Origin of the sequence: Sphaerochaeta sp. S2 (genome assembly GCF_016406725.1) — a bacterium.
Taxonomy (GTDB): Bacteria; Spirochaetota; Spirochaetia; order Sphaerochaetales; family Sphaerochaetaceae; genus Sphaerochaeta.
In genome coordinates this window covers 1-4,025 of sequence record NZ_JAEKNT010000326.1, presented here as the reverse complement: position 1 = coordinate 4,025, position 4,025 = coordinate 1, and the positions used below count along the sequence as shown (strand labels likewise).

The window sequence follows — 4,025 nt, the reverse complement described above, 5'->3', positions numbered from 1 at the left end:
CATCTGGAAACATTCTCACAAAGTCCCTGTATGTATTTGGGTACTCATACTCTGCATTTGATGTGGATTTCACAGCTCCTCCACCATTCAAGGATATATGCATAAATTATAGCACAGGAGGAGCTAACCGCCCACCCCGCTTACCCAATTTTTCAATAAATCTTCCATGGATGTGTTGAACAGACAAAGGCCGACGTAGAAAAGTATTGTCAAGAAGCAGATCAAAATTAAGGGTAAGAATGTCCTTGAATTGAACGGAAAATTCATAACCGACTTCCTCAAGATAATCTTTGACCGATGGTCTTGTAATTATCGAGCCTTCAATTTCTCTATACCAGAAATTATAGAAAAGGTACAAGAATGTGATATTATCTTTTACTGGATTGTCGAGTTCAGAATTTTCAAACAGATGTTTTCCAACAAAGTATTCCATCCCATACTTTCTAATCTCTGGGATGAATGGTGTAAGTACGCGTTTTGCAGCTTTTTGCGCATCGATTATTTGCTGGTAATTCGGAATATCACGACCGAAGATTCCAAACAGTGAGAGAATTCCTCGATAGTTCGGGGAATCTACAGGTGCTCCAATCATGCTGCAGACTCGTTCATTTAACTTAAGCAGCTTCTCATCAGATTTCCTAATAAGTTTTTGTTGTCGAATACGATTGAATAGAGATGTAGTCAACCCATTTCCAAAAAGAATGGTTTCATAGGTAGGCATTATATTCATCTCCCTCATAATGTCGGTTAATAATTGAATGCATCACCACTGAGCCGTAAATAGGAGATTTCTGTCAAGACGTAGCTCCTTGACAAGATTATCATTTGCCCTACGATAGCTTTCTCTGTGCTCCGGTGTGTAATCCTTGATTTTAGTTCTATAATAATTTTCTGGGGAAATCCAGATATTTGTAAGGTCATATTTAAGCTGGCAAAACAATAGCACATAGATTGCTGTAATTGAATATATGTCTTTTTCCGTCCCTGTTTTGTTATGGTTGTTATAGCTGAATTCAAACATCTTTGCTGCAATACGGACAGCATCCGCAGTCCCATAAGCCATAATTCGATTGCTGATATCTCGAATATCATTAACCAAATCATTTTGAGGTTTTTGTTTGAATATGACCGAATCAAGCATTTTCAAAATGGTCATTGGCATTTCAGATAACTGGTTAAGGTAAATATCTGTCTTTTGCTTTTGGATCTCCTGTGAGAATGAACTTCTTAATAAGAAAAAACTAACAATAAACCCAAAAACTGTAATCCCAGAATTTATGAACTCCATATCAAATCTCCTGATTGGCAATATGAAAGGAAGCCTTTAGCAAAATGAGGAGCCTTTTCATCGTCCACAATTCTTAAGGTTGCTAACGTGGTTTGTTATGTGGCTAATGATAATAGAATCACTATAAGCCAAGAAATCCCAGCTGTAAATGTTTGGGCAATAAAAGTATCGATTCGAGGTCCAATCAAGATTGTTCTCTGAAATCTATCCATCCCTTTCCATTCGTGTTATAAAAAACCATGCCGGACGAGAAGAGAAAACCTATCATTCATGTCATTCCAGCCAGGAGACATTTCAAGCGCATACGCGTGGCCTTGTACTGTCGTGTGAGCACTCAGATGGAGCGTCAGCTGCAAAGCCTCTCAGCCCAGATGGACTTCGAGAAGGAAGACATTCTGGAGAATCCCGAATTAGTTATTCTTGTTTTAGTGCCTTTACTATTTCATCTCCAATCATCTTTGCAACTTCATTTGGTAACAAAAAGTCGGTTGATATTACTCTTGCGCCTAGTTTAATAAAGTGCTCTCGTTCCTTGGCCCGATAATATTTCATATATTCATCGAAAAAGGATCTCGATCTAGATTCATCCTGAGCTTTCCTTGAATACAAAGTTATATCACTTGCATCTAGATAGAAAATTAGGTCAGAAAAATTGTTTCTTAATAATTCGGATATAGTCCAGAATACCGACTTTTCGTTGTCCAGGGGAAAGTGCAATTCAATTGTCCGTCTCCAGAAGAACAAAATATCCTCAATTCCCTTATCCATCAGTACGACCTCAGTATCAATTTTACTTTGTCTCTCTATGATGTCATTTAGGTATATCATCTGCTTTAGGTCGCGACCGAATAAGGAGTCCTCTCTTGAATATATAGAATTGAATAGCCTGTTGCAGTATTCTGAATTTTCGAACAATGCACTGAACCCAAAATTATTCTCAAGTAATCTCTGGATCACCGTTGTTTTTCCAACCGACATCGGCCCGCTTATGCTAATCTTAATCATGAAATAACCTCATTTTGAGTAACAAAAAGTGTTTTGGCTTAAACAATAACCCCTCTTGGCAAGAAACATCAACCTGGTTGGTATTAATGAGGGTTATGGTTGGATATGCTCTGATTGCTGCACAAATGAAAAATATCCTTACTTGGTACAATCTTCGTAACATTAAAGCAAAAGTATTTTGTTTATTATTTGCTTGAGAACGATTCGTGACCTGTTCGAGGTTCATCGGTCACTCAACCATCACACCCCAATCATCCATGAGTGCCATTTCAAACGCGTACAGAAACTCAAGGCAAAACGCTCCAATATCGAGGTCGATGAGCACGGGAACAAGGTCCGAAAGAGCACCCATTACAGCTCCAAAAAGGCTATGAGTAGGACAAAGAAAACCTCCGAACCCCAAAACTAATTGGCATATTAATCAACGGTATTGTTGAAAATACGGGTGTGCGTACTTGGGATAAAAATTGACGAAATTGAGTAGTCTAAATTAATGAAAAATCCTGAAAAACTGGCAAAATAACGAAAAAATAAGTGTTTACAAAACAAACAGTTGCATAGGGTAATCTTGTATCATAGGCAGGTTGTCATTGATGATTTATAGGCTAAATAATTATATACAAAAAAGCAAATAGGATTAAATACCACTTTCAATTGGAGTTTATTCTCAAAATTGTCCTCAAGAGATCATCATTCTATCCCCAAATATATAGTTCTGATCCAAGCAAGTCTAAATACATCTGTGAATAAAAATTTATAAATAATGGATTACAGACCTCCAGGAATTCCTCAGGATAAGGTAGATCATTATAGTCAATATTCTTTTCATTAAACAAATAATGAAAGTATCGATTTCTGAATGTTATAACAATCATCTGCATGTGTTTGTTTTTAATTCGCAATGAAACAGGCGTCTTGAATGTAATATGTGTACTACGCAAATCATGTGGGATTAGAGACTCGAGCAAACTAACATATTTAATGGGAGAGGTTGTGTTTGAGAAATCAAACTCTACATCTATATCACCAATATTCGGGTCCATGATATTTTCTGAATAATTCTTAAGAACGCTCAAATCGGATTTTGCTTTATTGTTAATCAATTTTTTATAATCATCAAAAGTAGCCGGGAATTGAGCCTTCTTTATTAAAGTAACTATTGGTAAGCAAAGAGCGATTTGCTCATACAAACGATAAATTGAGACAAAAGAAGCAATTGGATTATTCTGTTCCATATAGCCTATGGCTGTTAGTAATTCATTACAGATTTTTTGATGGAAAGCAAAATTTTTTTGGTAGCAACTAGTAAAAAAATTTCTAATTTCTCCAATTGAATTATTGGAAAATATTAGGTTTTTAATCTCACGAATCGTCATTCTTGTTGAAGGTTGAACTGGGATTAATGCAAAATTATTATGAAGCGATATTGGACTACTTGAATTCCTCTTCATAATTTCGCCAAGCCCCAGGATCAATAACAAGGATTGCACCCTATAATTATCCTTATTATTAGGTTTTTGACCACCAAAAACTGAGTTGATAAATCTCTTTGGAGCTATGTATGTGAACTCTGACATTATTTAGTACCCAATTCAAGGGTTATATCTGAAATATCCATCATTTCATATTTATGTAACTGGCTAAAAAATTCTGCAGTCATTTTTCTTCGATAATCACCCACTTTGATTTTTTTCTTATCAAATGATGCGAATACAGTTTCGAACTTATCAAT

At 36.0% G+C, this 4,025-nt stretch carries 5 protein-coding genes; all 5 read right to left on the bottom strand.

The window, feature by feature from the left end; all coding sequences use genetic code 11:
* Nucleotides 1–106 precede the first annotated feature (106 nt).
* Complete coding sequence (locus JF818_RS09500) at nt 107–721, bottom strand: hypothetical protein (RefSeq protein WP_198891776.1); 615 nt, start codon at nt 719–721, stop codon at nt 107–109.
* Between the two features lie 42 nt (nt 722–763).
* Nucleotides 764–1,288 (bottom strand): hypothetical protein, encoded by a 525-nt coding sequence (locus JF818_RS09495; protein WP_198891775.1) that lies wholly within the window; start codon nt 1,286–1,288, stop codon nt 764–766.
* Between the two features lie 414 nt (nt 1,289–1,702).
* Entirely contained in the window at nt 1,703–2,293 is a 591-nt protein-coding gene (locus JF818_RS09490) for a deoxynucleoside kinase (protein ID WP_198891774.1), read from the bottom strand.
* A 229-nt stretch (nt 2,294–2,522) separates the two neighbouring features.
* On the bottom strand, nt 2,523–2,645 hold the full coding sequence (locus tag JF818_RS16555; RefSeq protein ID WP_255528446.1) for a hypothetical protein: 123 nt from the start codon (nt 2,643–2,645) through the stop codon (nt 2,523–2,525).
* Between the two features lie 343 nt (nt 2,646–2,988).
* Nucleotides 2,989–3,870 carry a hypothetical protein gene (locus JF818_RS09485; RefSeq protein WP_198891773.1) on the bottom strand — a complete coding sequence of 294 codons (882 nt, stop codon included), beginning with the start codon at nt 3,868–3,870 and terminating at the stop codon, nt 2,989–2,991.
* Nucleotides 3,871–4,025 lie beyond the last annotated feature (155 nt).